Origin of the sequence: Novosphingobium sp. Fuku2-ISO-50, assembly GCF_001519055.1 — a bacterium.
Taxonomy (GTDB): Bacteria; Pseudomonadota; Alphaproteobacteria; order Sphingomonadales; family Sphingomonadaceae; genus Novosphingobium.
In genome coordinates this window covers 107,144-133,572 of sequence record NZ_KQ954288.1, presented here as the reverse complement: position 1 = coordinate 133,572, position 26,429 = coordinate 107,144, and the positions used below count along the sequence as shown (strand labels likewise).

The following is a 26,429-nucleotide window of genomic DNA, read 5'->3' as shown; positions in this document are numbered from 1 at the left end:
TCAGGCGGGCTTGACGAAGCTGTCGAGAACCCGCTTGTGCCCGGCATTGTCGAAATCGATCTCGAGCTTGTTGCCGTCCTGCCCGGTAATCACGCCATAGCCGAACTTGTCGTGGAACACGCGCGCGCCGATGCCAAGGTCGGCGCGCGGCTTTGCGGCAAAGCTGGCCGCGCTGCGAGATGGTTCGGCGACGCGGCGCGGAACGACGTCGATCGGTGCGGTCGCCGCACGTTGCCAGCCGGGGCCGCGGCTGGCGACACGCGACGGATTGGTACGCGCTGCATCGGCAAACGGATCGCTATGTTCCGACCAGTGCGCCCGCCACAGCGAAGCGCCGCCGGCCAGCGTGGTTTCCTCTTCGACATGGTCGCCGGGCAGCTCGCCGACGAAACGCGACGGGATCGAACTGGTCCACTGGCCATAGATGCGCCTGTTTGCGGCATGGAGAATGGTGCAGCGTTTGCGCGCGCGGGTAATCGCGACATAGGCCAGCCGCCGCTCTTCTTCGAGACTGGCAAGCCCGCCCTCGTCGAGCGAGCGCTGCGAGGGGAATACGCCTTCTTCCCATCCCGGCAGAAACACCTGGTCGAATTCGAGTCCTTTGGCCGCGTGCATGGTCATGATCGTGACCTTGGCCTCGTCGGCATTGGCGTCATTGTCCATGACCAGGCTGACATGTTCGAGGAAGTCGGACAGCGTCTCGTACTCTTCCATCGCACGCGCGAGTTCCGACAGGTTTTCCAGCCGCCCGTTCGCTTCGGTGGTGTGTTCGGCCTGAAGCGCGGCGCTATAGCCGCTTTCGTCGAGCATGGTGCGTGCCAGTTCCGCCGGGGTCAGCGTTGCCGCGCTGTCGCGCCAGCGCGCGAAATCGCGCACCAGTGCGATCAACGTGCCGCGCGCGCGCGCAGGTAATTCGTCGGTATCGGCAATGTCGTGCGCCGCGCGCAACATCGGCAGCGCCTGCGAGCGAGCAAAGCGATGCAGCTTTTCCAGCGTCTTGTCGCCCAGCCCACGCTTTGGCGTGTTCCAGATGCGTTCAAAGGCCAGATCGTCCGACGGCGAGGCGATCAGCCGCAGATAGGCCAGCGCATCGCGGATTTCGGCGCGTTCGTAAAAGCGGAACCCGCCGACAATGCGATAGGCGAGGCCGATCTGGAGAAAGCGGTCTTCGAATTCGCGAGTCTGGAACTGCGCGCGCACGAGGATGGCAATCGCATCGAGCGGACAGCCTTCGCGTTCGAGCCGTTCGATCTCGTCGCCGACGCGCCGGGCTTCCTCGGTCGCATCCCATACCCCGATCACGCGCAAGCGGTCGCCGCCGTCCCGCTCTGTCCACAACGTCTTGCCCAGGCGTTCGGAATTTTCCGCGATCAGGCCCGAGGCTGCGCCCAGGATATGCGGCGTGGAGCGATAATTCTGTTCCAGCCGGATCACCCGCGCGCCTGGAAAATCCTTTTCAAAGCGCAGGATATTGGCGACTTCCGCGCCGCGCCATGAATAGATCGACTGATCGTCGTCACCCACCACGCAAATGTTGCGCCGGTTTTGCGCAATCAGCCGCAGCCACAGATACTGGACTGCGTTGGTATCCTGATATTCGTCGACCATGACATAGCGAAACCGCTGCTGCCACGATTCCAGAACCTCGCGCTCGCGGCGAAAGATGTTGAGCATGTGCAGCAGAAGATCGCCGAAATCGCAGGCATTGAGCGCGCGCAGGCGGTCCTGATAGAGCGTGTAGAACCGTTGCCCTTTGCCATTGGCCCAGGATTCGTTTTCCAGCGTGTCGAGATCGGCGGGATTGAGGCCCCGGTTCTTCCACCGATCGATCAGCCCGGCCAATTGCCGCGCGGGCCAGCGCTTGTCGTCGATTCCTTCGGCCTGGATCAACTGCTTGAGCAGGCGCAACTGATCGTCGGTGTCGATGATCGTGAAATTGCTGGTCAGCCCGACCAGTTCGGCATGGCGGCGCAGCATCTTGGCCGCAATTGCATGGAACGTGCCGAGCCACGGCATGCCCTCGACCGCCGGGCCGATCAGATGCCCCACCCGTTCGCGCATTTCGCGCGCCGCACGGTTGGTAAACGTCACGCACAAGATCTCGCTCGGCCAGGCGAGCCGTCGCCGCAAGAGCCACGCCAGCCGTGCGGTCAGCGCGGCGGTCTTGCCGGTGCCGGCGCCTGCAAGCATCAGCACCGGCCCGTCGGTCGTCAACACCGCCTCGCGCTGAGGCGGATTGAGCCTGGCGAGCCAGTCAGGCAGGTCGGCAGAGGCGAGATTTTGGGGGATGGAAGTCTGCGTCACCGGGAACAAGTAGGGAACTTGCGCCGATCAGGCAACCTTTAGAATTCGCTCCAGTCGTCGGTCGGGTCCGCTTTGACCGCGAGGTTGCCATGGATTGCCGGCCTGGGGCTTGCGGTGGCGTGGCTTTTGGCAGGGGCAGGGGGGCGGGCTACAGCAACGGGGGCAGGCGGCGGGCTGTAGGATCTGGCCGATTGGGTGGAGCCACCGCCCGAAATGGTAAAGCGGCTGACATTGTTGGCCAACCGCCCGGCTTCGTCGGCCAGGCTCTGGGCGGCAGCGTTGCTTTGTTCGACCATGGCTGCGTTCTGCTGGGTCATCGTGTCCATCTGATTGACGGTGCTCGACACCCCGGACAGCATCTGCACTTGCTGTTGCGCGGATTCGGCGATGCTCTGCACGAGCACCGAGACTTCGCCGACGCGTGCCACGATCTGGCCGAGCGCTTTGCCGGTGGCACCGACGAGGTCGACGCCCTGGCTGACATGCTGGCTGCTCGCGTTGATCAGATCCTTGATTTCGCGCGCGGCGTCGGCGCTGCGCTGGGCCAGCGCGCGCACTTCGTTGGCGACCACGGCAAAGCCTTTGCCGGCATCGCCCGCGCGCGCCGCTTCGACCCCGGCATTGAGCGCCAGCAAGTTGGTCTGAAACGCGATGCCGTCGATCACGTTGATGATCTGGCCGATTTCCTGCGACGAGCTCTGGATCTTGGTCATCGCAGAGACCGCGTCCTCGACGATCCGGCCACCCTGGGTCGCTTCGCGATGGGCATCGGTGATCGACTGGTTGACTTCGAACACGCTCGACGTGTTGCGTTCGACCAGTTTGGTGACATCGTTCATCGCGCGGTTGGCGTCCTGGATCGAGGCGGCCTGTTGCTCGGTCCGGTTGGCGAGATCGTTGGATGCGGCGCGGATTTCGCTCGAGGCATTGGCGATCGTGTGCGACGACTGCGAAACGGTCGACAGCGTGTCTTGCAGAACCGTGACGGCCTGGTTGAATTGCTGACGCAGCGCTTCGCCTTTGCCGGGCAGCGCTTCGTTGACGCGGCTCGACAGGTCTGCATCCGACAGGCGCGACAGAGCGTTGCCCAGCGTCGTCACGATGCGTTCCTGGTCTTCCCCCGCCCTGCGCACGGCGAGAGCATTGGCGCGGAACACGTCCATCGCCTTGGTCATCCGGCCGACGCAGTCGCTATGATGGGTATAGTCGAGCGGGCTGTCGAGATCGCCCCGGGCCAGCCCCTCCATGCGCACGACCGTGGCGACATATGGGTCGCAGATCATTTTTCCGCTGATTATCACCGTTGCCAGCGTGGCGATCAGCGCAAAGCCGGCAAGCAACCCCGGATAGATCAGTCCGCCGCCGTTGCCCGCCCATAGCGCGGCGCCAAGCGCGACCATGGCCCAAAGGCCGTGTGCAAACAGCAGTGCCTTGAATTTCTCCCGGATCGGGGCGCGTTGTTCAAACCATTGGAGCATTGTTTGGGCCTCTTGCTGCGCTCGGCTCGTCCTTTGCAGTGCCGAGCGGTCTAGCTCGGCAGGTTTGTGATTCGTTAAAGCTGCTCTTGCGCAATTTTGCGGATGACCTAACGGAAAGTGTTACCGCGTGGATGGCGCTTGAGAACGATGAACAAGGGGAGGGCATGATCCCGTACCGGACCAACCCCGTGCGCCAGCACGCGCGAATTCTGACCGCGAGCCTTGTTGGCACGGCGGTCGAATTCTACGATTTCTATATTTATGCGACCGCGTCGGCGCTGGTCATCGGGCCGTTGTTCTTTCCGGCGCAATCCCCGGCGGCGCGCACATTGCTGGCGTTCATGACGTTCGGCCTGGCGTTTGTCGCGCGACCGGTCGGTGCGATTGCCTTTGGCCATTTCGGCGATCGGGTCGGGCGCAAATCGACGCTGGTCGCCTCGCTCATGCTGATGGGCGGGTCGACTTTGGCGATCGCGTTCCTGCCGACGTATGCCATGGCCGGGCCGATTGCGCCGACGCTGTTGTGCCTGATGCGTTTTGGCCAGGGGTTTGGTCTTGGCGGCGAATGGGGCGGGGCGAGCCTGCTGGCGGTGGAAAATGCGCCAAAGGGATGGGAAGCGCGCTTTGGCGCCGCGCCGCAGCTGGGGGCGCCGCTGGGTTTTCTGGTCGCCAACGGGCTGTTTCTGATCCTTTCCTTGACGCTGTCCCCCGCATCCTTTGCCGCGTGGGGCTGGCGCATCCCGTTCCTTGCCAGCTCGGTCTTGGTCGGGCTTGGGCTGTGGGTGCGGATGAAAATCGGCGAAACGGCGGCATTTCGCGCCGCGCTGGACCATGCGCCGCCGCCGCGCGTGCCGGTGGGGACGTTGTTTCGCCGCTATCCCGGTGCGGTCGTTGCGGGCACGGCGGGGGTGGTGGCATGCTTTGCCATTTTCTATCTGGCGACGACATTTGCGCTGTCGTTTGCGACGACAAAACTCGGCTATGCGATGCAGAGCTTTCTCGCGGTGCAGCTCGTTGCCAATTTTGCCCTGGCGGCGGGGATCATGCTGGCGGGATATTGGTCGGACCGCACCAATCCGGCGCGGGTTCTGGCGATTGGGGCCGCGCTGACGATGGTCGTCGGGCTGGTGTTCGGCACCGGGCTGGCCTCGGGATCGGTGCCGGTCGTGCTGGCAACGCTGATGGCTGCGCTTCTGGTCATGGGGCTGGCCTATGGACCGCTTGGCGCCTGGTTGCCCACGCTCTATCCGACCGGGGTGCGCTATACCGGCATTTCGATCGCGTTCAATTGCGGCGGCATCATCGGCGGCGCGCTGGCGCCGTTTGCCGCCAGTTGGCTCGCGCTGACCGGCGGGGTGGCCTATGTCGGCCTGTTTCTGACAGCGGCGGGCGCCGTCACTCTGGCGGGTGTGCGGTTCGCGCCGAAACGGCGTTAGGCCAAAACCGCGTTACGAAGGTTCGGGCCGGAGCAGGGTGATCCGGGCCTTGCCCACTTTGCGGTCGGTATCGACGACCATGCCGCGCACGTCGACCGTTTCGTCGTAGGCGGTTTCCAGACTGATCCAGGTGCCAGAGCCGATCCAGCCGAGCCGGGCCAGCCTGTCGAGCGCGACTGCGCCCGCCCCGGTGCGATAGGGCGGATCGAGCAGCACGAGATCGAGCGGCTCGCGCGCGATGCCCAGCGCCAGCACCGAACCGGCGCGCACCGTCGCACGCGCGCCCGCGTCGAGCGTGCGGATATTGGCGCGGATCGCGTCGAGTGCCTTGGCATCCTGTTCGACGAACAGCGCGCTCGCCGCCCCGCGCGACAGGGCCTCAAGCCCGAGCGCGCCCGATCCGGCAAACAAGTCGGCCACCGACAGCCCGTCAAAGCTGCCCAACCGGCTGGCGAGCATCGAAAACAGCGTTTCGCGGGTACGGTCGGCGGTCGGGCGCGTAGTATCGCCTGCCGGCGCGGTCAGCTTGCGCCCGCGCCATTCGCCAGCAATGATTCTCATGAGTTTGGTCTCAGATTTTCTGTTTTCAGATTTTCAGGGATTTACGGAATTTTTCGACATCGACCTGGCGCACTTCGTCGGCGGCCCCGCGCGGCAGGTCGGCCAGCAGGAACGGCCCATAGGCCACCCGGATCAAGCGCGAAACCTGAAGCCCGAGATGTTCGAGCACGCGGCGGACTTCGCGGTTCTTGCCTTCGGTCAGGGTCATTTCGACCCACTGGTTGCGGCCCGTGCGCCGTTCCATATTGGCATCGATCGAGCCATAGCGCACGCCTTCGATCTCGATCCCTTCGCTCAGTTCCTCGAGCTTTGCCTGGCTGATGTCGCCAAACGTGCGGGCGCGATAGGTGCGCGGGATGCCGGTCGCGGGCAATTCCAGTGCGCGTTTCAATTCGCCGTCGTTGGTCAGCAGCAGCAGCCCTTCGGTGCCGAGATCGAGCCGCCCGACCGGCATCATGCGCGGGCAGCCCTTGGGCAGCGCGTTGACCAGCGCGTTGTAGATCGTCGGGCGCCCGGCGGGGTCGCGCTCGGCGGTGATCAGGCCCTCGGGCTTGTGAAAGCGAAACAGGCGGGCGGGCGCTGCAGGCGCGACCGGCTTGCCATCGACAGTCACGCCCCTGAGGTTTTTCAGAACGGTCGCGGGTGTGGTGACGACTTCGCCGTTGAGGCTGATGCGTCCCTCGGCGATGATTCGTTCGACATCGCGGCGGCTGGCAATGCCGGCGCGCGCCAGCAGCTTGGCAATACGTTCGCCTTCACGCGGCGGCGCGTCGGGATCGGGTGCCGATTTTGGCGTTGCGGGTCGCGCAGGCGGGACAGGACGCGCCGGACGGCGCTGTGCGGGGGAAGCGGCGGGCCGTCGCGGGCGGCTGCTTCCGGGCTTTTCGGGGTGGGACATCGCATCGCCATAGCGGGCCGACGGCTCTGCGTCACCCCCCAAGCAGGATGGCTGTCGGCATGTGGAAAGGGCAAGGGAAGGGGCTGGCGCTGCACGGGATCGCCGCTAGGGTCGGGCGCGACGAAGCGGCAGGGCGGACAGGTCGGTATGGCGGGACAAGTGGGCGATCGGGCAGCGCGGCCAAAAGGTTGGCGGTTGCTGCGCATGGCGCTGGCCAGCCGCAAGGCCGGGACGATGCTTGCGCTCGGGTTTTCCTCGGGGCTGCCTTATGCGCTGTTGATCGGCACGCTCAACGCCTGGCTGGGCGAAGCGCATGTGGCGATGGCGACGATCGGCGTGCTGGCGTGGATTGGCCTGGCCTATTCGTTCAAGTTTCTGTGGTCGCCGCTGGTCGATCGACTGGCCTTGCCCGGAATCGGCCGGTTGGGGCGGCGCAAGGGGTGGATTCTTGCCTGCCAGATCACGCTGGTCGCGGCGCTGCTCGGACTGGCGATGACCGATCCGGTGGTGGCGCTGGGCCGGTTTGCGCTGATCGCGCTGATCGCCGCGCTGGCCTCGGCGACGCAGGACGTCGCGATCGATGCCTGGCGGATCGATGTCGCCGATGAAACCGTGCCGGTCGAATTGCTCTCGTCGCTCTATCAGTTCGGCTATCGGCTGGCGGCGCTGGTCGGTGGCGCCTTTGCGCTGTTCCTGGCGGCGCGGTTGCCCTGGCCGATGGTCTATGCGGTGATGGCAGCGCTGATCGCCGGGGTGGCGCTGGTCACACTGGGCGCGCCCGATACCCCGCGTCCGGCGGCCGATCAGGCAGGCGCCATGATCAACGAGCCCGCACCGTCGCTGCGCGGCCTCGCGTTGGTAGTGGTCGCGCTGGGCTGGGGCTGGGCGATCGGCAGCATAGGGCTGTTCATGGTGGCGATGCTCAGGCCTGCCGTGCCCGGCGTGGCGCGGCCCTCGGTGGCCGATTTCACGCGGGGCCATGCGCCGTTGATCGTGCTGGCCACCGTCGGCGTGCCGTTGCTGGTCGCCGCGCTGACCAATCGGGCGCGGCGTAGCGGGGGCGGGGGCGGGGGCGGGACGGGTAAAATCACCGCTGCCGACCATCTCTGGCTGGCCCTCGTCGCGCCTTTGGCGGAACTGTCGGGGCGGCTCGGCTGGCGCGTGCTGGTGATGATCGGGATGATCCTCAGCTATACGCTCTGCTACAACGTATGGGGCAGCTTTGCGCTGCCGTTCTATCTCGATTTCCTGCACTATACGAAGGACGAGGTGGCCTTTGCCTCAAAGATCTTCGGCATTTTGATGACGATGGCCGGGATTGCGCTGGGCGGGGTGCTGTTTGCGCGACTGGGCCGCATGCCGACGATCCTGATCGGCGCGGTGCTGCCGGTGCTGGGCAATTTCGTCTATGCCGACCTTGCCGAAGGCGCCGTGCATATCGATGCCATGGCGCGTGCGAGCGGCTTGTCGGCGCTGGGCGGTGTGTTTGGCGCCGATGCGCGGATGCTGCGCCTGCTGATCGCGATCAGTGTCGAAAACATGTCGACCGGCATCGCGGGGGCGGCGTTCGTCGCCTATCTGTCGGGGCAAGTCAGCCGCAGCCATACCGCCGTGCAATATGCGCTGCTGTCGTCGATGACGTTTCTCGTCGGATCGCTGGGCAAGGGCATTGCCGGGGATACCATCGACCATCTCGGCTATGCGACGATGTTCCGCTGGACCGCCGCCGCCGGGCTGGTCGCGGTCGGCTTCGTTCTGCTTGAATGGCTGACTGCGCGGCGGACGGAGCCGCAAAACGCGGCTTAATCGGGAATTTCGCCGTTGCGCCGGAGCACGTCGCCCGCAAGATAGAGCGATCCGGTGATCAGCACGTCGCCGGTCGGCGGCAGCGCGCAAAGCGCGGCGGCGACGTCGGGCGCGCTGCTGAGCGGGATGGCGCTGAACGGGGCGAACGCTTCGGGGGTGTGCGCGTCGTGGCCGGGCGCAGGGACGATCGTGACCGACAGCGCATGATGACCCAGCGGCACGAGGATGGCGCCCGGATCCTTGTTGGCCAGCATCCCGATCACGACATGGACTGGCGGCTGATCCGCCAGATGGCGCGCGATCGCCGCGCCCGCATCGGGGTTGTGCCCGCCGTCGAGCCAGATCGTGCGTTCACCGGCCAGCACAGTCAGCGGCCCGGCGTTCAGCCGTTGCAGCCGGGCGGGCCAGCGCGCCGCGACGATCCCGCGCGCCATCGCTTCGGGCGAGACCGTCACCGCGTCCTGATGGCGCAGCATGGCCACCGCGAGCGCGGCATTGTCCGCCTGATGCGCGCCGGGCAGGTGGGGCAGTGGCAGATCGAGCATGCCGTGCGCATCGCGATAGGCAATGGCATCGCCGATGTCGGCATGCCAGTCGCGCCCGCGCGCCAGAACCGGGGCGCCGATCGCAGCGGCTGTTGCGGCAACCGTGTCGGCGGCAAGATCGGGATAGACCTGCGTCACCAGCGGTACGCCGGGTTTGGCGATGGAGGCCTTTTCGAAGGCGATCCGTGCCAGCGGGTCTTGCGGCACGCCCTGCTCGGGGATCAGCAGAAAGGCCTCATGATCAAGGCCCAGCGTCGCAAGGCCGCAGATTGCCGGGCGATCCATGACATTGGTCGCGTCGAATCGTCCGCCCAGCCCGGTTTCGATCACGCAGGCATCGGCAGGGACGCGGGCAAAGGCCATGAACATCGCCGCCGTGGTCACTTCGAAAAAGCTCGGGGCCAGATCTTCGCCCAGATCGAGCGCCTCGGCCAGCAGCGCGGCGAGCAGAGCGTTGTCGATCAGCCGCCCGGCGAGCCGGATGCGCTCGTTATAGCGCACGAGATGCGGCTTGGTCGCGGTGTGGACCACCAGACCCTGTTCTTCGAGAATCGTGCGCAGATAGGTGCAGGTCGATCCCTTGCCGTTGGTGCCGGCGACGTGAAACACCGGGGGCAGATGCCGTTCGGGATTGCCCAGCCGGTCGAGCAGCGCGCGGATGGTTTCCAGCCCGAGCCGCCCCTGCGGCACCGACAGCCTGCCCAGGCGATCAAGCTGTGCCTGAACGCCGGGATCTTCGGAAATGGCAAAGTCCTTCATCGCGCCTGACAGACTTACGCGGCGCGCGCGCCGGTCAGATAATCGATCACGTTTGCCAGCGTCGCTTTCATCTCGCGCCGGTGTACCACCATGTCGATCATGCCGTGGGCATAAAGATATTCGGCGCGTTGAAACCCTTCGGGCAGCTTTTCGCGGATCGTGTCCTGAATCACCCGCTGTCCGGCAAAGCCGATCAGCGCGCCGGGCTCGGCAATCTGCACATCGCCGAGCATGGCATAGCTGGCCGTCACGCCGCCGGTGGTGGGGTCGGTCAGCAGCACGATATAGGGCAGGCCTGCGGCATGAAGGCGGCTGATCGCCACCGTCGTGCGCGGCATCTGCATCAGCGACAGGATGCCTTCCTGCATGCGCGCGCCGCCCGCGGCGGTGACCGCGACATAGGCGCACTTTTCGCGGATCGCGCGTTCGATTCCGGCAATGATGGCATTGCCCACCGCCATGCCCATCGATCCGCCCATGAATCCGAAATCCTGGACGCCGACGACGGCAGGCTTGCCCTCGATCGTGCCAAAGGCATTGGTATAGGCATCGGGATGCGGATTGGCGGCGCGCGCCGCTTTCATCCGGTCCGAATAGCGCTTGCTGTCGCGGAATTTGAGCGGGTCTTCGCGCACGACAGGCGCGGGCAGCAGCACGAATCCGGGATCCATCAGTTGCGCCAGCCGCGCGTCGGCGCCGATGCGGCCGTGGTGGCCGCAACGCGGACAGACCGACAGGTCGTCTTCGTATTCCTTGATGAACAGCATTTCGCTGCACCCGGGACACTTGATCCACAGGGTATCGGTCGTGTCGCGCTTTTGAATGAACGACAGCGAATTGCGAACCTTGTTCAGCCAGCTCATGCGGCAGGGCTCCCTGGAGTATGCACGGCTCGCGCCAGCTCTGCCACCAGCGCGCGCACCGGTTCGGCAGCGTCGGCGCCGTGGGCTGCGACCAGATCGACAATCGCCGAGCCGACCACGACGCCATCGGCGACGCGGGCAATCGGCCCGGCCTGTTCGGGGGTGCGCACGCCGAAACCGACCACGACCGGCAATTGCGCGGTCTGCTTGATCCGCGCGACGGCCTCTTCGATCGAGGTCAGCGCCGCCGATTGCTTGCCGGTGATCCCCGCGACGGAGACGTAATAGAGAAAGCCCGATGATCCGTCGAGCACGGCGGGAAGCCGTGCTGCGTCTGTCGTCGGCGTGGCGAGCCGGATCAGATCGAGCCCGCGCGAACGCAGCGCCGGGCCGATTTCGGCGTCTTCTTCGGGCGGAATGTCGACACAGATCACGCCGTCGACACCTGCGGCTGCGGCGGCATCGGCAAACCAGTCGACCCCGCGCGTGATCATCGGATTGGCATAGCCCATCAAGACCAGCGGCACATCGGCATGGCGCGCGCGAAAATCGGCGGCAATCGCCAGGATGTCGGCGGTCTTGGTCCCCGCGCCGAGCGCGCGCAGATTGGCCGCCTGAATCGCCGGGCCGTCGGCCATCGGATCGGTGAAGGGCATGCCCAGCTCGATCACATCGGCCCCGCCTGCGACAAGCGCGTCGAGGATGGCCGGTGTCGCGGCGGGAGTCGGATCGCCCGCCGTGACGAAACACACCAGCGCGGGATGGCCCTTGGCAAAGGCCGCAGAGAGACGGGCGCTCACAGCGTCACTCCCAGATGTCCGGCGACGGTAAAGATGTCCTTGTCACCGCGCCCGCACAAGTTGGCGAGGATGATCGTGTCCTTGGGCAATGTCGGGGCGATCTTCTTGACTGCGGCGATGGCGTGGCTGGGTTCGAGCGCGGGAATGATCCCCTCGGTCCGGCACAGGAGCTGAAACGCATCGAGCGCTTCGTCATCGGTGACAGAGGTGTAATCGACCCGGCCGTTTTCCTTCAGCCAGGCGTGTTCGGGGCCGATCCCCGGATAGTCTAGCCCTGCGCTGATCGAATGGCCTTCGAGAATCTGGCCGTCGTCGTCCTGCAACAGATAAGTCTTGTTGCCATGGAGAATGCCGGGGCGCCCGCCGGCAAGGCTGGCGGCGTGATCCTTGTCGAGGCCATAGCCCGCCGCCTCGACGCCGAGCATCCTGACCGTGGGATCGTCGAGAAAGGGATGAAACAGCCCGATGGCATTCGACCCGCCGCCGATCGCGGCGACCAGCAAGTCGGGCAGGCGGCCGGTGCGCGACAGCATCTGCGCGCGCGCCTCGCGCCCGATCACGCTTTGAAAATCGCGCACGAGCTCGGGATAGGGGTGCGGCCCGGCAGCGGTGCCGATGATGTAGAACGTGTCATGGACATTGGCGACCCAGTCGCGCATTGCCTCGTTCATCGCATCTTTCAGCGTCTTGGCCCCGGACTGGACCGGCACGACTTCGGCGCCGAGCAGCTTCATGCGGAATACGTTGGGCTGTTGCCGTTCGACATCGGTCGCGCCCATGTAGATCACGCAAGGCAGGCCAAACCGCGCGCAGACCGTCGCGGTCGCCACGCCATGCTGGCCCGCGCCGGTTTCCGCGATGATCCGCGTCTTGCCCATGCGCATCGCCAGCAGGATCTGTCCGACGCAATTGTTGATCTTGTGCGCGCCGGTGTGATTCAGCTCGTCGCGTTTGAACCAGACCTGGGCGCCGCCGAGCTCTTCGGTCAGCCGGGGCGCGAAATAGAGCGGGCTGGGCCGTCCGACGTAATGTTCGAGCAAATCGTCGAATTCGGCATGGAACGCGGGATCTTCTTTCGCGGCGCGATATTCGCGTTCCAGATCGAGGATCAGCGGCATCAGCGTTTCGGCGACATAGCGACCGCCGAACTGTCCGAAATGGCCGCGTTCGTCGGGCTGGGTGCGATAGCTGTTGGGGTTCTGCACGGTCATGAAATGGCCTTTAGACTGCGATGCGCAATTGTCCAGATGGCCGCGCGTCGCTTCGTTCAGGTGCCCGCAAGGGAAGGCTGCCTAGACGGGCCTTGCAACGTCGTGGAGGCGGTCCTGTTTCGGCGGGGCCGCCTTTTGCACCCCGGTCGCTCCTGTCGCGCAGGCGAGGGCGAACGGGCGGCAAAGCGGATCACCGGTCGGGTGGTCGGTTCATCCCCTGGCCTTGTCGGCACGGGATCGCGGCGCTGCGTGGGGCTGATGCAACCATCAGAATAAGGAACGAACCATGCGTCACACAGTTCTGGGCCCGATCATCGCGGCCCTTGGCTCTGCCCTGGCCCTGGCCACCCCGGCCCATGCCGATGAAAACCGGGTCGAAGTCCACACCACCGGGAATTTCTATGGCGGTGATTATCAGCAATCGATCGGGGTCGCCGCCGGTCATGATTTCACGCTGGCGCCGGGCTTTTTTGCCGGACCCGAAGTCTCGGTCGACAAACTGCTCGCGTCCAACACGTTGACCACGTTTGGCATCAGCGGTCGCGCCGGGGCCGATCTTGGCGCGGCGGGCAAGCTCTATGCGGTCGGCGGCTGGGCGACGACGCCCTATCACGGCGGCAATCCCGACTGGAACGTGGGCGCGGGCTATAGCCATGCGCTGTCACCGGGGACGTTCGGCAAAATCGAATATCGCCATTACACCTCGTCGGCGAACGGTATCACGCCATCGCGCGATGCGATCACGCTGGGTTTCGGCGCTCACTTCTGATGCGATCAGGCGGCAGCGCGCGGCTTGTTCAGCCGCGCGCTGCTTCGCAAAAGGCTGCGATCCGCGCGGGATCCTTGACGCCGGGCGCGCTTTCCACGCCTGACGAGACATCGACGGCGGGCGCGCCGGTCATGGCGATCGCTTCGGCGACATTGGCGGGATCGAGCCCGCCGGCCAGCATCCACGGCAGCGCGGGGCGCACGCCTTTCAGGACGGCCCAGTCGATGCGCAGCCCGTTGCCGCCGGGCAGGTCCGCGCCTTCGGGCGGCTTTGCATCGAACAGCACGCGTTCGGCCGCGCCCGCAAAACGGTCGGCCAAAGCGAGGTCTTCACGCTTTTTCACCCCCAGCGCTTTCCAAACCGGAACGGCGTGGCGCGCAGCGACTGCGGCGACCTGTTCGGGGGTTTCGCGGCCGTGCAGCTGGATCACATCGAGCCGCACCGTGGCGAGCGTGCTTGCCAGAAAATCGGGCGCGGGATCGACAAACAAGCCGACCAGCCGCGCGCGCCCCGCCGCACGGGCGGCAAGCATCGCGGCAACGTCTGCGTCGACATGGCGCGGGCTTTTGGCAAAGAACACCAGCCCGACAAAATCGGCGCGCGCGGCAATCGCCGCATCGAGCGCGTCGATCGTCCTGATGCCGCAGATCTTGATCAGGGGCGCCGCCATGCGTGTCAGCCCAGCCGGTGTTCGAGCACGACCATGGCAAAAGGGTGCTCGCCGGGAACGGGGAAGGGGCGCATTTCGCCGCGCATGACATAGCCGCGCCGCTCGTACCACGCGATCAGTTCGCTGCGGCAGTCGATGACGGTCATTTCCATGATCCGGGCGCCGAATTTGTCGCGGGCGGTGCGTTCTGCGGCCGCGATCAGTCGGCGTCCCAGCCCCGCGGCCTGATGCGCCGGGTCGACGCAGAGCATGCCGAGATAGCTGCGGCCGTCGCCCTGATCGGTGACGGTCACCGTGCCGACCAGCGCGCCGTCGGCTTCGGCAAGGACGACGACGCGCGCGTCGCGGTCTTCGATCGCCTCGGCAAGATCGGTATCGGTGGTGCGCTCGTCATCGAGCAAGTCGGCTTCGTGCGTCCAGCCCTGTTTGGCACTGTCGCCGCGATAGGCGCGCTCGACCAGCGCGCGCAGCGCGGGAAGGTCGGCCATCGTTGCCGTGCGCAGGATCGGTTCGATGGTCGTCATCGCCAGGGGGCTCAAAGCGTGCCTTCGATCGCGCGCGCGGCGGCGGCGGGATCTTCGGCGCGGCTGATCGGGCGACCGATGACCAGCACGCTGGCACCCGCATCGCGCGCCGCGCGCGGGGTCACCGTGCGCTTCTGGTCGCCGTTTGCGTCATGGCCGCCATTCGCTGTCGGACGCAGGCCGGGCACGACAAGATAGCCGTTTTTCCACCGCTTGTGCACCGCGCCGACTTCGTGGCCCGAACAGACGATGCCGTCGAGCCCGGCTTCCTGTGCCAGATCGGCCAGGCGCAAGGCCTGATCGTGGGCATTGCCGCCAACCCCGATGCGCGCAAGATCGGCGTCGTCGAGACTGGTCAGCACGGTCACCGCGACGACTTTGGTGTTTTCCCCGGCGGCAGCCTTGGCATCTTCCATCATCGCGCGCCCGCCGGCGGCGTGAACGGTCACGATCGCGGGTTCGAGCATGTGAATCGCCTGCATTGCAGCGGCGACCGTGTTGGGAATGTCGTGCAGTTTCAGGTCGAGAAAGATCGGCAGGCCGATTTTGGCGATTTCATGCACGCCATGGTGACCATGGGCGCAGAAAAATTCGAGGCCGAGTTTCAGCCCGCCGACATGCTGACGCACTTTCTGGGCAAGCGCGATGGCGCTGTCGAGCCGGGGCAGGTCCAGGGCGAGATAGATCGGGTTGCTCACGGTGTTGTTGGTGTCCTCAAGCTATCATCTGGTTTCGTCGGGATCGCCATCCGGCTCCCCTCCAGAATTCATTGTCACAGGGTTTGATGTCCCGGAATGTGATGTCGTTGCATTCAGCACGGCGTTCGCCGCCTGTGCTTGCGCGGCCAGCGTCGCCTCAAGCGTGGCGATGCGCCGCGACAGGCGCCAGCGCGTGGTGCGATGCATCAGCGAACTCGGCACAAAGCCAATGAGCAAAGCGCCGATCACCAGCGCCCACATCTTGGTGTCGACGGCCAGGCTGCCCAGGAAGTGCACCGTAACGCGATCATCATTGGCATACGCGAAGGCCAGAAGTGCCGCGACGACCAGCACCCAGAATCCGGTTTTCAGTGCGCGCATGATGATCCCTTTACGGCAGACATCCCCGTACCTGACCGTAGAACATCGCGCGCAAAAGAGGAAACCGGTTTTGCATGCTGTGCAAACCGGCCCGGATCCCGCAGGATTCGTGTCCCTCTCAGGCGCCGAACACCCGGTCGAAAATCGTGTCGATCGCCTTGAAATGATAGTCGAGGTTGAACTTGTCCTCGATCTGCTGCGCCGTCAGCGCGGCGCTGACTTCGGGGTCTGCCTTGAGCAGCTCGAGCAGCGACAATTGGCCGTCGGATTCCCACACTTTCATCGCGTTGCGCTGAACCAGACGATAGGAATCATCGCGCGTCAGACCCGCCTGGGTCAGCGCCAGCAGCACGCGCTGCGAATGGACCAGTCCGCCCATGCGATCGAGATTTTTCTGCATGCGCAGCGGATAGACGACCAGCTTTTCGACTACGGACGTCAGCCGGGCGAGTGCGAAATCAAGCGTGATCGTCGCATCGGGGCCGATGAAGCGTTCGACCGAGGAATGCGAGATGTCACGTTCGTGCCACAGCGCGACGTTTTCGAGCGCGGGGGTGACCGCGCCGCGCACGACGCGCGCCAGACCGGTCAGGTTTTCGGTCAGGACCGGGTTGCGCTTGTGCGGCATGGCCGACGAGCCCTTTTGTCCCGGCGAGAAATATTCCTCTGCCTCAAGCACTTCGGTGCGCTGAAGGTGCCGGATTTCGACCGCCAGCCGCTCGATCGAGCTGGCAATCACGCCGAGCGTGGCAAAAAACATCGCATGGCGGTCGCGCGGGATGACTTGCGTCGAAACCGGCTCGACGGCGAGGCCGAGCTTTTCCGCAACGTGCTCTTCGACCGCAGGGTCGATATTGGCAAACGTGCCGACCGCGCCCGAAATCGCGCAAGTCGCGATTTCGGCGCGCGCGGCGACGAGGCGGGCGCGGCCACGCGTGAATTCGGCATAGGCTTCGGCCAGCTTTTTGCCGAACGTGGTCGGTTCGGCATGGATGCCGTGGCTGCGGCCGATCGTCGGGGTGTATTTGTGCTCGAAGGCGCGGGTGCGGATCGCGGCGAGCAGCGCGTCGATGTCGGCGATCAGCAGGTCGGCGGCGCGCGCCAACTGCACGCTGAGCGTGGTGTCGAGCACGTCGGAGCTGGTCATGCCCTGATGCATGAAGCGGGCTTCGGGGCCGACCTGTTGTGCCACCCAGTCGAGAAACGCGATCACGTCATGCTTGGTCACGGCCTCGATCGCATCGATCGCGGCGACATCGATCGCCGGATGAGTCGCCCACCAATCCCACAGCGCCTTGGCCGCGCTGGCGGGAACGACGCCGAGATCGGCCAGCTTGTCGGTCGCGTGCGCTTCGATTTCGAACCAGATGCGATAGCGCGCTTCCGGTTCCCAGATCGCGGTCATCTGCGGGCGGGCATAACGGGGAACCATGGGTACTCTCCACCTTAAGCAATCTCTGGCGCCGCTAGGGGGTGGGGGCCGGAAAGGCAAGATGACTCTATATAAGACCCTTGGCCTTGAGCGAGACATGGCCTTCGCGTCCGATAATCACATGATCGTGGACCGTGATGTTGAGATGGCGGCAGGCATCGATGATCTTTTGCGTCACCTGAATGTCGGCGCGGCTCGGCTGCGGCGATCCCGAGGGGTGATTGTGTACCAGAATCAACGCCGCTGCGCCGATTGCCATCGCCTTGGAAATGATCTCGCGCGTGTAGATCGCGGATTCGTCGAGCGTGCCGTCGCTGACTACCTGATCGAGCAGCAGGCGATTTTGCAGATTGAGATAGAGCACGCGCACGCGTTCGTGAGTCAGATGCGCCATGTCGATATGCAGGTAATCGATCAGCGCCTGCCAGCTCGACAGTACCGATTCTTCGCGCAGCGCGCTTTGCGCCAGCCGCCGTGAGGCAATGCCGGCAATCTTGAGCGCGGCGGCGGCGGTTTCCTTGATTCCCGAAACCTGCATCAGCGCGCGCGGCTCGGCATTGAACACGCCCGCCAGCGAGCCGAATTTCTGGATCAGCACGCGCGCCAGCGGTTTGACATCCTTTTGGGGGATCGCGGTCATCAACAGGTATTCGACGACTTCATGATCGGCGAGCGAATCGTCGCCGCCTTCGAGCAGCCTTTGGCGCAGGCGGCTGCGATGGCCAGAGGGGTCATGCCCGGTCTCGCGCACGCGGCTATCGGCTTTCGGACGGCCGGATCGCCTGCCTGAATCGGGCCTGCCTGAATCGGGCCTGCCTGAATCGGGAATGCCTGATTTGGGAATGCCAGGTTGGGAAAACAGGCTGGGTTCATCGCTCATCGCGGTCTTTGCATTGCCCAAGCGCGCCAACTGCGCAAGAAGGGGGATGATGGCGGACGCTTCCAATTTGGCGAATGATGGGGATAGCGCGGGTGACGAAGGCTCTCCGCGCCGTCGCCGAGTGGCGCGGGTCGCGCTTGTCGGGGCCGGGATTGCCGCGCTTGCGCTGGGCGGGGCGTGGGGTTTGCGCGAACGGATCGCGACCGATCTGATCGATCGCGAACTGGCCGCGCTCAACTTGCCCGCGCGCTATCGCATCGAATCGGTCGGTGTGGGGCGCGAAGTGATCGGGGCCGTCACGGTGGGCGATCCGGCGCATCCCGATCTGGCGATCGATCGCGTCGAGATCGTCTTGCGCTATGGCCTGGCGGGCCCGGAAATCGATCGGATCACGCTCGTCCGGCCGCGCCTTTATGGGCGGCTGACGGGCGGGCGGATCAGTCTGGGGTCGCTCGATCGGCTGATCTATGGGCCGTCAACCGGCGCCGCCTTGCGCCTGCCCGACTGGTCGCTCGCGCTGGTCGATGCGCGGGGGCGAATCGACAGCGCCTATGGTGCGCTGGTCTTTTCCGCCGATGGCCATGGTCGCCTGTCCGACGGGTTTTCGGGCACGCTGGGCGCGATCGTGCCGCAGGCGCGGACGGCAGGTGGCTGCGAACTGGCCCGCACGACATTGTACGGCACGGTATCGACGCGCGCCGGACGGCCGCAGTTTGCCGGTCCCTTGCGGATCAGCGGCGCTCGGTGCGGCGATACGCGTCTCGCCTCGGGGCAATTCGATCTTGCGCTTGGCGGCGATGCCGCGCTTGCCGACTGGACTCTCGACGGCCGGTTGGCACTGGGGCGAATCGTCAGCGGCGCGACGGCGACGGCGGCAGGGATCGGCGGCGAGGCCGGGCTGCACTGGCGCGCCGGGCGGGGCGATCTGGCCGGGCGGATCACGCTCGATGCCAAAGGGATCGGCGCGCCGTCGCTGCGGCTGGGCAGCTTGCGCCTCGATGGCGTGGTCCATGCCCGTCAGGCCACTTCGGCACTGGATTTTCGCGGCGATCTCGAAGGCCGCTCGCTGACGCGCGGGCCGGCGGCGCTGGCCGCGCTCGATCGCGCCCGCGCGGGGGTGCGCGGGACGCCGCTGGGGCCGTTGCTCGACCGCGCCGCAGCGGCCCTGGCGCGCGAAGAGCCGGGCAGCAGGCTGGCCGGATCGCTCGGCGTGCATCGCGATGCGACCGGCTGGCGGATTGCCGTGCCCAGCCTCACTTTGCGCGGCGGACGCGGCGGGCAGACGCTGGCCAGCCTCGAACGCCTCGCCGTCACCGGCGGCGATGACCATATTCCGCGGCTGACCGGCAATTTTTCAACCGGCGGGGCCGACTTGCCCGCAATCACCGGGACGATGCGTTCCGGCGGGCCCGGGGGCGCACGTTTCCGCCTCGCCATGGCGCGCTATGGAGCCGCAGACGCACAACTGGCGATGCCGGGCATGGCGGTGACGCAGCTTGGCGACGGCACGCTCGGCTTTTCGGGCACTGTGGCGCTCAGCGGGCCGATCGGCGATGGCCGGGTCGACAATCTCGTGTTGCCGGTCGACGGCGGGGTGGCGAGCGACGGACACATCGCGCTGGCGCGCCATTGCGCGACGCCGTCCTTCGATCGGTTGCGCGTGGGCACGCTCGACCTGGCGCATGGGGCGGTCACGATGTGCCCGGTCGGCGGCGCGATCGTGCGCGTGAATGGCGGCGCTGCAAGTGTGGCCGCGATGCTGCCCGCGTTTGCGCTGTCGGGTCATGCCGGGGATGCGCCGATTGCGCTGCATGCCGGCGGAGGGCGCCTCGCCTGGCCGGGCGGCGGCGCGATGCAGGCGGTCGATGTCGTGTTGGGCAAGGGCGATGAAGCCAATCGCCTGCATCTGGCCGGGGTGACGATCGCGCCCGGCATGACCGGCGGCGCGCTGGGCGGTACATTCACCGGCGGCGAGGTGTCGATGGCCGCGTTACCGGCGACGGCGGGGGCGGCGGCGGGCGGTTGGCGGCTCGACGGCGGGCGGCTTGCGCTCACCGGCGGGACGTTCACGCTGAGCGACCGGGTCAGTCCGGCGCGCTTTGCTCCGGTCGCGGTGCGCAATGCGACGCTGGCGCTGGCCGACGGCGCGGTCGATGCCGATGCGCAACTGGTCGCGCCAACGGTCGGGGCCGAGCTCGCGAAAGTCACGCTGCGCCATGATCTCGGCAGCGGGAAGGGGCATGCCGATGTCACTTTGGCGGGGCTGACGTTTCGCGATTCCGCCAAAAAAGACAATGACGCAAAGGACACTGACGCAAAGGACAATGACGCAAAGGACAATAACGCAAAGGACAGGGGCCCCGCGCTGCAGCCGGGCGACCTGACCTATCTGGCCAAAGGGGTGATCGCCAATGCCAGCGGGACGATCCGGGGCAAGGCGCGTTTCGACTGGAACGCCAATGCCCCCGACGGAGGCCTCAGCGGCAGCGGTCGGTTCAGCAGCGACGATTTCGATTTTGCCGCTGCGGTCGGCCCGGTCGAAGGGCTGTCGGGCACGCTCGAATTCACCGACCTTGTCCATTTCGTCACTGCGCCGCATCAGATGCTCAAAATCGCGAGCATCAATCCGGGGATCGAAGTCGTCAACGGGACGATCGATCTGGAACTGCACGCGGGGCAGGTGGTGCAGCTCAATCATGCCGAATGGCCGTTCGAAGGCGGCACGCTCCGTCTCGAACCGACTGTGCTGCGCATGGGAATCGCCGAACCGCGACGGTTTACGCTTGCCATCGCCGGGCTCGAAGCGGGGCGGTTCCTGCAGCATATCAACATGTCGAACCTGTCGGCGACGGGGGTGTTCGACGGGCGTCTGCCGCTGGTGTTCGACGCCAATGGCGGGCGGATCACCGGGGGGCAGCTGATCAGCCGGGCGCCCGGCGGCAATGTCAGCTATGTCGGCGCGCTGAGCTATCGCGACCTTTCGCCGATGGCCAATTTTGCCTTTCACATGCTGCGCTCGGTCGATTATGCGCAGATGACGATCGGCATGGAAGGCGATCTGGCCGGCGAAGTCGTCACTCGCGTCAGCTTTGGCGGAATACGTCAGGGCAAAGGGGCGGAGCGCAATCTGATCACGCGCCAGCTAGCGTCCTTGCCGATCCGGTTCGACGTCAATGTTCGGGCCCAGTTCTATCAACTGATCAGCTCGCTGCGGTCGCTCTATGACCCGAGCATGGTGCGCGATCCGCGTACGCTCGGGCTGGTCGACGCACAGGGGCGCCCGCTCCATCATCATGGGCAAGTCAGCGTCGAGGCGAGCACGCTTTCCAGCCCCATTCAGCCTCAAGCAAGCGGAACCATGCCATGACCAGAGTGCGACCGACGTCCCGAACCTGCCTCATCCTTGCGGGCGCATGTCTGACACAGGGGCTTGGCGGATGTATTACGGTCAAGGCGCCGGAGAAACCGATCGTGATCGAGCTTAACGTCAATATCAAACAGGAAGTGGTCTATCGCCTGTCTGGCGACGCCGCCCAGACGATCGACAAGAACGCGGAGATTTTCTGATGCTGCTGCCTGTCCCATTCCGTTCTGCCGCCGCGCTCGCGCTGGCGACGCTCGTTGCAGTCCCCGCCGTGGCGCAAGTGCGCGACCCGGTCTATTCCGCCGCGCGATCCGAAGGGAAAGTCGGCGAAAAGGTCGACGGCTATCTCGGCTTTGTCACCCCCCCGGGCCCCGAGCTGAAGAAAACGATCGAAGACATCAATATTCGCCGCCGCGCGGTCTATGCCGAAAAGGCCAAGACCGCCAACGCGACGATCGAGGAATATGCGCTGACGTCGGGCTGCCTGCTGATTTCGCACACGACGCCGGGGGAAAAGTATCAGGCTCCCGACGGCACATGGCAGACGCGCGGGCCCAACCCGCCGCTGCGCGATCCGCGCTGCCCATAAGCTTTGGCAGGCATCATCCCGCATACGAATCGCCAACGCGATTCCGCCAGTCCCGAAGCTGGGACAGCGGTCTGTCAAATGCGCGAACGACGACTTCGGTAGCGGTTGACTCGTATGTTACCCCCGCCTAAGGGGCAGGCGCTCTCGGCGGACTTGTGTCGGTCGTGTGTCGCATCGACAAGGGTCGTGCCGGGTTTTTTGCCCGTCGATCTGCGGAAGGATTGCAGCGCATGAACGATGATCAGTCCGACATGACACCCATTGGCGAGGATGCGCGTACACGATCGCTCGATGCCCGGCTGAAAGCAGCCCGCGAGCGCGAGGAAGGCAAGTCTTCATCGCCGGATTCCGAAGGTTCCGACGCGAGCTATCGCGAAGGCAATCGGGTTTTGGCGGATCTTTTGGGCGGCATACTGGGGGGGCTGTTTCTCGGCTGGGTCATCGACCAGTTTGCCGGGACACGGCCATGGGGACTGTTGGTAATGATGTTCTTCGGAATTTTCGTTGCTTTCAGGAACATCGTCCGACGTTCGGGCCAGGGTGGGGGGTGATCGCTGGGCGATCGGCTTTTGCCATGGGCTGAATGCGGGCTTCATTCGATATGGAAAAGCAGACAGGGACTTGAGCGTGGCAGTCGAAGCGAAAGTCGATCCGATGCACCAGTTTGCCATCGAACCGCTGTTCGGTTCGAGCAACTGGGCGATTGCAGGCCATAATGTCGCTTTCACCAATTCCGCGTTGTGGATGGCGCTGGCGACTGTGGTGCTGGTGGTGTTCGTGCTTGGCGGGTTGAAGCGCGAAGTCGTTCCCGGCCGTTGGCAAATGGCAGTGGAAAGCTTTACCGGCTTCATCGATTCCATGCTGGCGACCAATGTCGGCCCCAATGGCAAGAAGTATGTGCCTTACATCTTCTCGCTGTTCATGTTCATTCTGTTTGCCAACTTCCTCGGTCTGATGCCGCTGGGCCTTTTCGGCATTCATCCGTTCACTTTCACCAGCCATTTCACGGCGACCGGCGTTTTGTCGATCATGTCGTTTGCGATCGTGCTGGTTGTCGGCTTTGCCAAGCACAAGCTGCACTTTTTCTCGCTGTTCGTGCCGCACGGTACGCCCGTGGCGATGGTCCCGCCGATCTTTTTCGTCGAACTGATCTCGTTTCTGGTGCGTCCGTTCTCGCTCGGCCTGCGACTGTTCGTGGCGATGATGGCCGGGCACGTGCTGCTCGAAGTGCTGTCGAGCTTTGTGATCAGCGGGGGCAATGCCGGACCGATCCTGTTCGCGGTTGCCGGTGTGCCCAGCTTTGTGCTGATGGTCGGGATCTGCGCGCTGGAAATCCTGGTCGCGGGCATTCAGGCCTACGTCTTTGCGTTGTTGACCTGCGTCTATCTCAATGACGCGGAAAACCTTCACTGAAACCTGTCACCCAGTTATCTTTAAGGGAGTTTTTGAAATGGACGCAGAAGCTGCAAAGCTGCTCGGTGCCGGCCTGGCCGCAATCGGTGCGGGTCTCGCCTCGATCGGTGTGGGCAACGTTTTTGCCAAGTTCCTCGAAGGCGCGCTGCGCAACCCCGGCGCCGCTGACAGCCAGCAGGGCCGCCTGTTCATCGGTTTCGCCGGTGCGGAACTTCTCGGCCTGCTTTCGTTCGTGATCGCGGCGCTGCTCATCTTCAAGTGAGCAGACGGAGCCGGGCCGACAAGGCCCGGTTCTTTGCCCGGGTAACCGGGGTGATGGGGTTGGCGGCCGGCACTTGGCCGGTCGCCGCCTGATCCATCAAGGCCCCCAAAGCCGGGAGCGCTGCTTTTTGCAAAGCGGCGCAATCACATATTGACGAACCCGCCCGAAAAGAACCCGTCATGCCCCAGATCAGCCAGCTAGCCGACACCTATTTCAGCCAGGTCTTCTGGATGCTGGTGTTTTTCGGCCTGACTTTTTTCATCGTCGGTCGGGGAATGGTGCCCAAGGTCATGGCCACCATGGCCGACCGCAACCAGCGCATCGCCGCCGATCTTGCCGCTGCCGAAGCCGGGCGCGCCGCCGCCGAGGCCGAACAGGAAGCCTGGTTCGAAACCGAGGCGCAGCAACGCGCCCGTGCCCACGAACTGGTCTCTGCCGCCAAGCATCAGGCCGCGCAGGCGACTTATACCAGCCTGGCCGACGCGTCGGCGCGTATCGATGCGCAAGTGAGCGCTGCCGAAACGCGCATCAACGACGCGCGCAAAGCCGCGCTGGGTGAATTCGAAGTGATCGCCGCCGATGTCACGCAAGACATCGCGCAGCGCGTCGCCGGACTTTCCGTCAGCGCCGATGACGCGCGTGGCGCCGTGAAGGGAGCTTTCGCTCATGGCTGAGCTGCACGAAGTCGCCGAACCGCTGTTGTTCGGAGCAATTCCCCCGGTCGCGATCGTCAGCGCCTCGATGGCGGTGCTGATCCTGATCATGCTGTGGAAAAAGGTTCCCGCACTGATCACGTCGGGGCTCGACAAGCAGATCAGCGCGATCCGCGATCAGCTTGAAGAAGCTCGCGTGCTGCGCGCCGAGGCTGAGAAGCTGCGCGCCGATTATGCCGCGCGCATCGCCAGCGCCGAAAAGGACGCCGAAGCGATGCTCGACCATGCCCGGCACGAAGCCGAAGCGATCGTCGCGCGCGCCGCCAAGGATACCGCAGCCGTGATCAGCCGCCGCGAAAAGATGGCGTCTGACAAGATCGCCGCCGCCGAACACGCAGCGGTCGACGAACTGCGCCAGCGCGCGGTCGACGCCGCCGCAGGCGCCGCCGCGCAATTGATTGCAGGCCGGCTTGGTTCGGATGCGGACCAGACGCTGGTCAACGGAGCGATCAACGGCCTGGTCAACTGATCGGTCCGCATCGTAGACCCGATAAAAAGAGGGCCCCCCGGTAACGGCGGGGCCCCTCTTTTTTGCTCAGAGCACGCGGTGCATGATCAGGGCGTCGACCGGGCCGAGGCGGGGGTGCGTGAAAGCGGCGGGTTGGCGCCCGATTATGGCAAAGCCCAGCGATTGCCACAGCGCGATCGCACGGGTGTTGCTTGCGATCACGAAATTGAACTGCATCGCGGTAAAGCCCTCGGCGCGGGCGCGGGCGAAGGAGTCTTCGGCCATGATGCGGCCCACACCGCGACGGGCGGCATGACCGGCAACCATATAGCCGCAATTGGCGACATGGGCCCCGCCGCCGGCCTGATTGGCGCGCAAGGTATACGTGCCGAGCACCAGTCCTGTGCCATCGACGGCGACCAGAGTTGTGCGATCCAGGCCCATCCAATAGGCCAGCGCCGCGTCGCGCGGCAGGGCGCGGTCGAACGCATAAGTCTCGCCCGCGCGGATCACCGGTTCGAGTATGGCCCAGATCGCGTCGGCATCGGTTGCCGTTGCGACCCGCGCCGTGATCATGGACGCGTCGACCCGCGCACCACGAGCCGCACCGGAACGCGGCGGGGAGAGGGGGCTTCGCCGCCGATCGTGGCGATCAGACGGTCGACCAGCAGCGACCCGGCGACTTCGAAATCGGATTCGACCGTGGTCAGTGGCGGCGCCGACCACGCGCCCGCGCGCACGCCGTCAAATCCGACCACGCCGACGTCTTCGGGAATGCGATACCCGCGCGAGGCCAGTTCCTTGAGCGCGCCGAGCGCGATTTCGTCGCTGACGCCAAAGATCCCGTCGAACGGGCGCCCGCTTTCAACGAGCGCGGCTGCGGCCAGTCGGCCCTGTTCCTCGCGTGGTTGTCCGCGTTCGATGCGTTGCAGAAAGGGTTCGAGCCCGGCATCGCGCATGGCGTCGGCATAGCCGTCATAGCGTTCCTTGAACTGACGCTGCGGCGATGTTTCCGAGCCGAGGCAGACGATATTCCTGTACCCGTGTACCAGCATGTGCCGCGTGGCGAGCATCGCGCCCGCATGATTGTCGCTGCGCACCCAGGGAAAATCATCGCTTGGCGCGCCCCAGCAGACCCAGTTGGTGCCTTCGCCGAGCGTGCCGAAATAGTCCCACGCCTCGGTATTTTCGCTCGTGCCGATGACGATCATGCCATCGGCCTTGCGCCGTTCCTGATAGCGGCCCCAGAAATTGGCAGGGCTGTCCTGAAACGCGACGAGCACTTCGTAGCCACGCGCGGCGGCAGCGGCGCACGTGCTGCCGAGCAGGGCGAAATAGAACGGATTGAGATCCTTGCGATCCTGTCCGTGGCGGCAGATCATCACCAGCGCCAGCGTGCCGGTGCGTCCGCGCCGCAGCCGGGCGGCATTTTCGTCGACCTGGTAATTGAGCCGCAGCGCGGCTTCGGTCACGCGTTTGCGCGTCGGCTCGCTGATCGAGGTATCGCCGGCGAGCGCGCGGCTGACCGTCGACTGGCTGACCCCGGCGGCTTCGGCGACGTCGAACGACGTGACGCGCACGATTCGGTTTTCAGGGCGTTTTTCAGGCATGGTCGTGTTGGCCCA

At 65.3% G+C, this 26,429-nt stretch carries 26 protein-coding genes and 1 pseudogene; 11 read left to right on the top strand and 16 right to left on the bottom strand.

The genetic code is table 11. The features are described from left to right. Entirely contained in the window at positions 1-2,289 is a 2,289-nt protein-coding gene (locus tag AQZ50_RS07845; RefSeq protein WP_067745405.1) for an ATP-dependent helicase, read from the bottom strand. A 53-nt stretch (positions 2,290-2,342) separates the two neighbouring features. Next, on the bottom strand, positions 2,343-3,782 hold the full coding sequence (locus AQZ50_RS07840; RefSeq protein WP_067745067.1) for a methyl-accepting chemotaxis protein: 1,440 nt from the start codon (positions 3,780-3,782) through the stop codon (positions 2,343-2,345). 164 nt (positions 3,783-3,946) lie between these two features. Here AQZ50_RS07840 and AQZ50_RS07835 point away from each other — a divergent pair, with 164 nt between their 5' ends. Then, entirely contained in the window at positions 3,947-5,218 is a 1,272-nt protein-coding gene (locus AQZ50_RS07835; RefSeq protein ID WP_067745403.1) for an MFS transporter, read from the top strand. Positions 5,219-5,230: 12 nt separating this feature from the next. On the opposite strand, the pseudogene rsmD reads toward AQZ50_RS07835, so the two are convergent. Continuing rightward, a pseudogene (gene rsmD / locus AQZ50_RS07830) lies at positions 5,231-5,782 on the bottom strand (16S rRNA (guanine(966)-N(2))-methyltransferase RsmD); the annotation flags it as partial. Positions 5,783-5,804: 22 nt separating this feature from the next. Beyond that, entirely contained in the window at positions 5,805-6,677 is an 873-nt protein-coding gene (locus AQZ50_RS07825) for a pseudouridine synthase (protein WP_067745397.1), read from the bottom strand. Positions 6,678-6,824: 147 nt separating this feature from the next. Here AQZ50_RS07825 and AQZ50_RS07820 point away from each other — a divergent pair, with 147 nt between their 5' ends. Continuing rightward, positions 6,825-8,483: an AmpG family muropeptide MFS transporter gene (locus AQZ50_RS07820; protein ID WP_231730164.1), complete on the top strand. Its 1,659-nt coding sequence runs from the start codon at positions 6,825-6,827 to the stop codon at positions 8,481-8,483. Here AQZ50_RS07820 and AQZ50_RS07815 read toward each other — a convergent pair. The 4 genes from AQZ50_RS07815 to trpB are packed head-to-tail and all read right to left on the bottom strand — an operon-like array spanning position 8,480 to position 12,661. Then, positions 8,480-9,787, bottom strand: a complete 1,308-nt coding sequence (locus AQZ50_RS07815; protein WP_067745061.1) for a bifunctional folylpolyglutamate synthase/dihydrofolate synthase — start codon at positions 9,785-9,787, stop codon at positions 8,480-8,482. The genes AQZ50_RS07820 and AQZ50_RS07815 overlap by 4 nt on opposite strands. Before the next feature lie 14 nt (positions 9,788-9,801). Further along, a complete protein-coding gene (gene accD / locus AQZ50_RS07810) occupies positions 9,802-10,650 on the bottom strand; it encodes an acetyl-CoA carboxylase, carboxyltransferase subunit beta (protein ID WP_067745058.1) in 849 nt (282 codons plus the stop codon). After that, positions 10,647-11,450 carry a tryptophan synthase subunit alpha gene (trpA, locus tag AQZ50_RS07805; RefSeq protein ID WP_067745055.1) on the bottom strand — a complete coding sequence of 268 codons (804 nt, stop codon included), beginning with the start codon at positions 11,448-11,450 and terminating at the stop codon, positions 10,647-10,649. Before trpA ends, accD begins: the two co-directional genes overlap by 4 nt. Then, positions 11,447-12,661 carry a tryptophan synthase subunit beta gene (trpB, locus tag AQZ50_RS07800; RefSeq protein ID WP_067745052.1) on the bottom strand — a complete coding sequence of 405 codons (1,215 nt, stop codon included), beginning with the start codon at positions 12,659-12,661 and terminating at the stop codon, positions 11,447-11,449. Before trpB ends, trpA begins: the two co-directional genes overlap by 4 nt. Before the next feature lie 286 nt (positions 12,662-12,947). Between trpB and AQZ50_RS07795 the strand changes: the two genes are divergently transcribed. Beyond that, positions 12,948-13,430 (top strand): outer membrane protein, encoded by a 483-nt coding sequence (locus AQZ50_RS07795; protein ID WP_067745049.1) that lies wholly within the window; start codon positions 12,948-12,950, stop codon positions 13,428-13,430. Positions 13,431-13,458: 28 nt separating this feature from the next. Here the strand turns inward: AQZ50_RS07795 and AQZ50_RS07790 are convergent, their stop codons facing one another. From AQZ50_RS07790 to radC, 6 genes are all read right to left on the bottom strand, one after another. After that, entirely contained in the window at positions 13,459-14,100 is a 642-nt protein-coding gene (locus tag AQZ50_RS07790) for a phosphoribosylanthranilate isomerase (protein WP_067745046.1), read from the bottom strand. Positions 14,101-14,105: 5 nt separating this feature from the next. Next, a complete protein-coding gene (locus AQZ50_RS07785) occupies positions 14,106-14,624 on the bottom strand; it encodes a GNAT family N-acetyltransferase (protein ID WP_067745043.1) in 519 nt (172 codons plus the stop codon). A gap of 11 nt (positions 14,625-14,635) precedes the next feature. Next, positions 14,636-15,322: an orotidine-5'-phosphate decarboxylase gene (gene pyrF, locus AQZ50_RS07780; RefSeq protein ID WP_067745040.1), complete on the bottom strand. Its 687-nt coding sequence runs from the start codon at positions 15,320-15,322 to the stop codon at positions 14,636-14,638. Positions 15,323-15,346: 24 nt separating this feature from the next. Beyond that, the gene (locus AQZ50_RS07775) at positions 15,347-15,703 is read right to left on the bottom strand and encodes a LapA family protein (protein WP_197412414.1); all 357 of its coding nucleotides are present in this window, start codon (positions 15,701-15,703) and stop codon (positions 15,347-15,349) included. A gap of 118 nt (positions 15,704-15,821) precedes the next feature. Then, positions 15,822-17,135, bottom strand: a complete 1,314-nt coding sequence (purB, locus tag AQZ50_RS07770) for an adenylosuccinate lyase (protein ID WP_067745037.1) — start codon at positions 17,133-17,135, stop codon at positions 15,822-15,824. A gap of 67 nt (positions 17,136-17,202) precedes the next feature. Next, complete coding sequence (radC, locus tag AQZ50_RS07765) at positions 17,203-18,015, bottom strand: RadC family protein (protein ID WP_082703510.1); 813 nt, start codon at positions 18,013-18,015, stop codon at positions 17,203-17,205. Positions 18,016-18,064: 49 nt separating this feature from the next. Here radC and AQZ50_RS07760 point away from each other — a divergent pair, with 49 nt between their 5' ends. The 8 genes from AQZ50_RS07760 to AQZ50_RS07725 all read left to right on the top strand — a co-directional run bounded on the left by AQZ50_RS07760 (position 18,065) and on the right by AQZ50_RS07725 (position 24,825). Continuing rightward, on the top strand, positions 18,065-21,382 hold the full coding sequence (locus AQZ50_RS07760; protein WP_067745034.1) for an intermembrane phospholipid transport YdbH family protein: 3,318 nt from the start codon (positions 18,065-18,067) through the stop codon (positions 21,380-21,382). Continuing rightward, a complete protein-coding gene (locus AQZ50_RS21140) occupies positions 21,379-21,582 on the top strand; it encodes a YnbE family lipoprotein (protein WP_067745031.1) in 204 nt (67 codons plus the stop codon). The genes AQZ50_RS07760 and AQZ50_RS21140 overlap by 4 nt, the downstream gene beginning before the upstream one ends. Next, entirely contained in the window at positions 21,582-21,968 is a 387-nt protein-coding gene (locus AQZ50_RS07750) for a YdbL family probable chaperone protein (RefSeq protein WP_067745028.1), read from the top strand. The genes AQZ50_RS21140 and AQZ50_RS07750 overlap by 1 nt, the downstream gene beginning before the upstream one ends. A gap of 230 nt (positions 21,969-22,198) precedes the next feature. Continuing rightward, a complete protein-coding gene (locus AQZ50_RS07745) occupies positions 22,199-22,519 on the top strand; it encodes an AtpZ/AtpI family protein (RefSeq protein ID WP_067745025.1) in 321 nt (106 codons plus the stop codon). A gap of 76 nt (positions 22,520-22,595) precedes the next feature. Then, entirely contained in the window at positions 22,596-23,381 is a 786-nt protein-coding gene (locus tag AQZ50_RS07740; protein WP_067745390.1) for a F0F1 ATP synthase subunit A, read from the top strand. Positions 23,382-23,418: 37 nt separating this feature from the next. Further along, on the top strand, positions 23,419-23,643 hold the full coding sequence (locus tag AQZ50_RS07735) for a F0F1 ATP synthase subunit C (protein ID WP_067745022.1): 225 nt from the start codon (positions 23,419-23,421) through the stop codon (positions 23,641-23,643). A gap of 179 nt (positions 23,644-23,822) precedes the next feature. Next, complete coding sequence (locus tag AQZ50_RS07730; protein ID WP_067745019.1) at positions 23,823-24,317, top strand: F0F1 ATP synthase subunit B family protein; 495 nt, start codon at positions 23,823-23,825, stop codon at positions 24,315-24,317. Continuing rightward, positions 24,310-24,825: a F0F1 ATP synthase subunit B family protein gene (locus tag AQZ50_RS07725; protein ID WP_067745017.1), complete on the top strand. Its 516-nt coding sequence runs from the start codon at positions 24,310-24,312 to the stop codon at positions 24,823-24,825. The genes AQZ50_RS07730 and AQZ50_RS07725 overlap by 8 nt, the downstream gene beginning before the upstream one ends. Before the next feature lie 66 nt (positions 24,826-24,891). Here the strand turns inward: AQZ50_RS07725 and AQZ50_RS07720 are convergent, their stop codons facing one another. Further along, complete coding sequence (locus AQZ50_RS07720) at positions 24,892-25,380, bottom strand: GNAT family N-acetyltransferase (RefSeq protein WP_067745014.1); 489 nt, start codon at positions 25,378-25,380, stop codon at positions 24,892-24,894. After that, a complete protein-coding gene (locus tag AQZ50_RS07715) occupies positions 25,377-26,414 on the bottom strand; it encodes a LacI family DNA-binding transcriptional regulator (protein WP_067745011.1) in 1,038 nt (345 codons plus the stop codon). Before AQZ50_RS07715 ends, AQZ50_RS07720 begins: the two co-directional genes overlap by 4 nt. Positions 26,415-26,429: the final 15 nt, after the last annotated feature.